Annotated in this window: 7 protein-coding genes; 5 read left to right on the top strand and 2 right to left on the bottom strand. The window is 67.1% G+C overall.

From position 1 onward, the window contains the following. Positions 1–128: integrase core domain-containing protein (locus J4Z35_RS14240; RefSeq protein ID WP_208065690.1), on the top strand; the 128-nt coding region annotated here is incomplete at its 5' end. An 11-nt stretch (positions 129–139) separates the two neighbouring features. Here the strand turns inward: J4Z35_RS14240 and J4Z35_RS14245 are convergent. Next, a complete protein-coding gene (locus J4Z35_RS14245; protein ID WP_006943555.1) occupies positions 140–403 on the bottom strand; it encodes a metal-sensitive transcriptional regulator in 264 nt (87 codons plus the stop codon). A 130-nt stretch (positions 404–533) separates the two neighbouring features. Between J4Z35_RS14245 and J4Z35_RS14250 the strand changes: the two genes are divergently transcribed. The 4 genes from J4Z35_RS14250 (at position 534) to J4Z35_RS14265 (ending at position 3,550) form a co-directional block, all read left to right on the top strand. Beyond that, the gene (locus J4Z35_RS14250) at positions 534–1,901 is read left to right on the top strand and encodes an MBL fold metallo-hydrolase (protein WP_165583674.1); all 1,368 of its coding nucleotides are present in this window, start codon (positions 534–536) and stop codon (positions 1,899–1,901) included. Between the two features lie 5 nt (positions 1,902–1,906). Then, on the top strand, positions 1,907–2,695 hold the full coding sequence (locus tag J4Z35_RS14255; protein ID WP_165583673.1) for a sulfite exporter TauE/SafE family protein: 789 nt from the start codon (positions 1,907–1,909) through the stop codon (positions 2,693–2,695). Positions 2,696–2,769: 74 nt separating this feature from the next. Then, the gene (locus J4Z35_RS14260; RefSeq protein WP_006943561.1) at positions 2,770–3,333 is read left to right on the top strand and encodes a rhodanese-like domain-containing protein; all 564 of its coding nucleotides are present in this window, start codon (positions 2,770–2,772) and stop codon (positions 3,331–3,333) included. A gap of 43 nt (positions 3,334–3,376) precedes the next feature. Beyond that, on the top strand, positions 3,377–3,550 hold the full coding sequence (locus J4Z35_RS14265) for an NAD-binding protein (protein WP_208065688.1): 174 nt from the start codon (positions 3,377–3,379) through the stop codon (positions 3,548–3,550). A 243-nt stretch (positions 3,551–3,793) separates the two neighbouring features. Here J4Z35_RS14265 and J4Z35_RS14270 read toward each other — a convergent pair whose 3' ends face one another. Beyond that, complete coding sequence (locus J4Z35_RS14270; RefSeq protein ID WP_208065689.1) at positions 3,794–4,123, bottom strand: hypothetical protein; 330 nt, start codon at positions 4,121–4,123, stop codon at positions 3,794–3,796. Positions 4,124–4,406 lie beyond the last annotated feature (283 nt).

The raw sequence follows: 4,406 nt of genomic DNA on the forward strand, positions 1-4,406 counted from the left end.
GCGAAGACGCCCGGCTCGCGGCGCTGGCACCATGGATCCACCAGTACAACCACCACCGGCCCCACTCAGCCATCGGCAGAGTCGCGCCCATCACCCGGTTGGACAACCTGGCTGGTCATCACACCTAGCGGTAGGCGCTTCAGGACAGGGTCAGGAACAGCTTCTCCAACGTCTTCGCGTCCTCGCCCTCGACACTGCCCTTCGTCGCCAGGCATTGCTGCAGGCCCGAGGAGAGGATCGCGAAACCGGCGCGATCGAGAGCGCGACTTGTCGCCGCGAGCTGGGTGACGACGCTCTGGCAATCGCCGCCCTCTTCGATGAGGCGGATGACACCCCCCAGCTGACCCTGGGCGCGCTTGAGCCGGTTGACCACCGGAGCCATGTCGTCGGCAGAGAGTTCCACACCGATGCCTTTCCACTCGAACTGCGATGAAGCCCCCACTCTACTTGATACCCCCGGGGGTATGCGAGTACGGTGGCGACAGATACCCCCGGGGGTATATTTTCAGCCCAGTACGCACGAGGAGAACGCCATGGCCACGATCATCCCCATCGACACGAAGACGCTCGGCGATCGTTCCTACCTGGCCCACGACGGTGAGGTCGCTCTCGTCGTCGACCCGCAGCGTGACATCGACCGCGTCATCGATCTCGCCGAGCGTGAAGGGGTGCGGATCACTCATGTGTTCGAGACGCACATTCACAACGACTACGTCACCGGCGGCCGCGCGCTGGCCGACGCGACGGGCGCCGCGTACCACGTCAACGTGGCCGACCCGGTGCGTTTCGAACGCGTCGGAGTGGACGACGGTGACGTCATCACGGTCTCGCCCGCGCTTGCGGTCACCGTCATGGCGACCCCCGGACACACGTTCACGCACCTGTCGTACGCGCTCGATTCGCACGACGAGCGGGTGGGCATCTTCTCCGGCGGCTCCCTGCTGTTCGGCTCGACGGGCCGCCCCGACCTGCTCGGCCCCGAGCACACCGACCCTCTGGTGCACCACCAGTACGCCTCGGCGCACCGCATCGCCGATGAGGTGCCCGACGACGCCGCGGTTCTGCCCACCCACGGATTCGGCAGCTTCTGCTCGGCGACCCAGTCGGACGCCGACTCCTCGACCATCGGGGCGGAGAAGCGCACCAACCCCGCTTTGATGGAGGACGAGCAGACCTGGGTCGAACAGATTCTCGCCGGGCTCGAGGCATGGCCCGCCTACTACGCCCACATGGGCCCGGCCAACCTCGACGCGCCCGCCACGGCCCCCGACCTCAGCGAGCCCGCCGCGGCTGACGCCGATGCTATCCGCGCCGCACTCGAGGCCGGCGAATGGGTCGTCGACCTGCGCAACCGGCAGGCGTACGCGAAGGGCCACGTCAAGCAGGCCCTCAACTTCGGCATCGACGGCCAGTTCGCCACCTACCTCGGGTGGCTCATCCCGTGGGGCACGCCACTGACCCTCTTGGGCGACAGCCGCGAGCAGGTCGCTGAGGCGCAGCGTGAGCTCGTGCGCATCGGCATCGAACGCCCCCAGGCCGCCGCCACCGGCACACCGCAGGACTGGACGAGTGGTGAACTCGGTTCGTTCGAGCGCGCCACGTTCGCCGACCTCGCGCAGGTGCGTCACCACCGTGACGTCGTCGTCCTCGACGTGCGACGCGACAGCGAGTACACGAGCGGCCACATCGACGGTGCGATCAACGTGCCGCTGCACGAGATCATCACCCGCGTCGGCGAGGTGCCCGCCGGCGAGGTGTGGGTGCACTGCGCCGGTGGGTACCGGGCCTCGATCGCGGCGTCCGTGCTCGACGCCGCCGGGCGTCACGTCGTCGCCGTCGACGACGCGTTCGACAACGCCCGCGAGACGTCGCTGACCATCGTCGACGGCAGCGAGGCCTGAGCGTCATGCTCATCGCCGTCGTCGCCGGAATCGTCGTCGGTCTGCTCGTCGCCGGGCTCGGCGGCGGGGGCGCCATCCTCACGGTGCCCGTCCTCGTCTACGCGCTCGACAAGAGCCCGCACGAGGCGACGACGAGTTCGCTCGTCATCGTCGGCATCAGCTCCCTCGTCGGCCTGTGGAGCCACCACCGCGCCGGCACCGTGCAGTGGGGCCAGGGCGCGCTCTTCGGACTCGTCGGCATCGGCGGCGCCTACCTCGGCACCCGGGCCTCGCGCGGCGTCGACGGCAATCTACTGCTCACTCTGTTCGCGGCGCTGCTCGTCGTCGTCGCCACGGTGATGATCATGCGGGCACGACGCGAACGCGACAACACCGCCTGCGTGCCGAGACCGTTGCGCGAGGAGAACGGAGGGCACACCTTCGCCCTGGTCAAGGTGGCCCTGGCTGGTACCGGCGTCGGCCTGCTCACCGGCTTCTTCGGCGTCGGCGGCGGGTTCGCCATCGTTCCCGCCCTCACCTTGGCCCTCGGGTACTGCATGCTGTATGCGGTGGGCACGTCCCTGCTCGTCGTCGTCATCAACAGCGCCACCTCGTTGTTGTTCCACTCTGCTGACGGCGCGGATCTAGAATGGAATGTCGTGGTGCCGTTCGCCGCCACCGCCGTCATCGGAGCCGCGCTCGGCGGCCGGCTCGCCCAGCGCATCCCGAAGAGGATGCTGCAGCTCGGGTTTGCCGTCTTCTTGATGTGCGTCGCCGCGTACACCGCGTGGCGCGCCCTGCCCCAACTCCTGTGACCCTCGCGTCCGATCCCCAATCCCCCGGCGACCGCTGGTCGCAGCCGCCGATCCACCACTCAAGGAGATTTCTCATGGCCCTGGCAAACCGCCTCACCCCCGCCGAGCTCGCTGACGCCGTCACGGCCGGCGAGACACTGCTGCTCGACGTGCGCACCCCCGCCGAGTACGGCACTGCGCGCATCCCCGGTTCGATCAACGTGCCGGTCGATCTGATCGAGAAGAACGCCACCGCGATCGGCGCCGGCATCAACCGCGACGCCGTCCTCATCTGTCGCATGGGCCCACGCGCCGAACGCGCCGAACAGGCCCTGGCCAAGGTCGGGGTGCCGCACACGAGCGTCCTCGTCGGCGGTTTCGAGGCCTGGCGCGACGCCGGTCATGACGTCGAGTTCGGCCAGGCCCGCTGGGATCTGGAGCGTCAGGTGCGCCTCGTCGCCGGTTCGCTCGTGGCCACGGGCGTACTCGCCAGCACCGTCGTACCGAAGGCGAAGTGGCTGTCCGGTGCTGTGGGCGGCGGCCTGATGTTCGCCGCGCTGTCGAACACCTGCGCCATGGGCACCATGCTCTCGAAACTGCCTTACAACCGCAGCACGGGCACTCCGAGCGTCTCCGGTGTTCGCAAACAACTCTCATGAGACGCGCCACGCACCGCGTCGCAACTACCCCGAAGGGGCATCCATGAAGGAAACCCTGTCCCACTCCATCGTCATCATCGGCGGCGGTGATGGTGGCATCTCCGTCGCCTCGCGACTACGCCGGGCCGGCGAGAAGGACGTCACCATCACCGAGCCGAGTGGCACTCACGCCCATCAACTGCTGTGGCCCCCGTCGGGGGCGGCGCGGCCCCGTTGATGGAATCACGCCGCCCCGAAGCTGATGTGATGCCCCGAGGCGTGGCCTGGATCAAGTCGTCCCCGGCCTACAACTCCACCTCGACAGCGTCGAGGTGGTGATCAGCGCCCTCGAGTAGGTAGCAGCCGTCCTCGAGATCCCCGCCGAAATGGGCGGGGGCGTCATGAAACGACGTCGGGGTCTGTCGCATTGGAGAAAAAATTCCAAAGGAGGAATGGGTGCGACGTGAACTTCGAGCAACCATCACACTGTGGGGAAAAGACCGACCTGTGGGATGTCCTTGCCGTCGATGGTGACTACACCCCGGCCGTTCACGCTCACCTCGTTGAGGAGGGATGTGGTGCAGTTACTGAACCAGCTCAGCGGGGGCAGGGTGATGGTTCCATTCACCGGTGCGGGAATCGCGACCTGAAGCTTGGCGAAGTGGCGATAGTACGTGACGCCGTTGTCGGAGTAGGTTTGCGAGTCTTGCTGCACCGCGGACCAGTTTCCTGTTGTTGTGCGCGACGGATGTTCCTGGCGCAGCTCAAATGACGGACTCTGCTCTACGCTCCGCACTGGGCAATCGGCCATGGCGAACGCCTAGATGTGGCGGCCAGGCGGCGAATCATGTGGCTCAAACGAAGGTTTTGTGCACCATCCACTCCTTGCCGTGGCGTGCATCTGGGGTGGGTGGTGTGCATGCACACTCGCCGCGAGTGGGGGTGTTCTCCCAACCCCAGTGTCGGCCGGTGGTTGAAGCGCCCTGAGTTTGTTGGAGACTCCTGACCTTGGAAACGAGGATGGGGTTATGCCGAAGGAACTGGCGAATGGGAAGCCGACGACGCGTCGCTACTCGGTCGAGGAGAAGGCCGCC

The organism is Dermacoccus sp. NHGro5 (genome assembly GCF_017565385.1).
GTDB lineage: Bacteria > Actinomycetota > Actinomycetes > Actinomycetales > Dermatophilaceae > Dermacoccus > Dermacoccus nishinomiyaensis.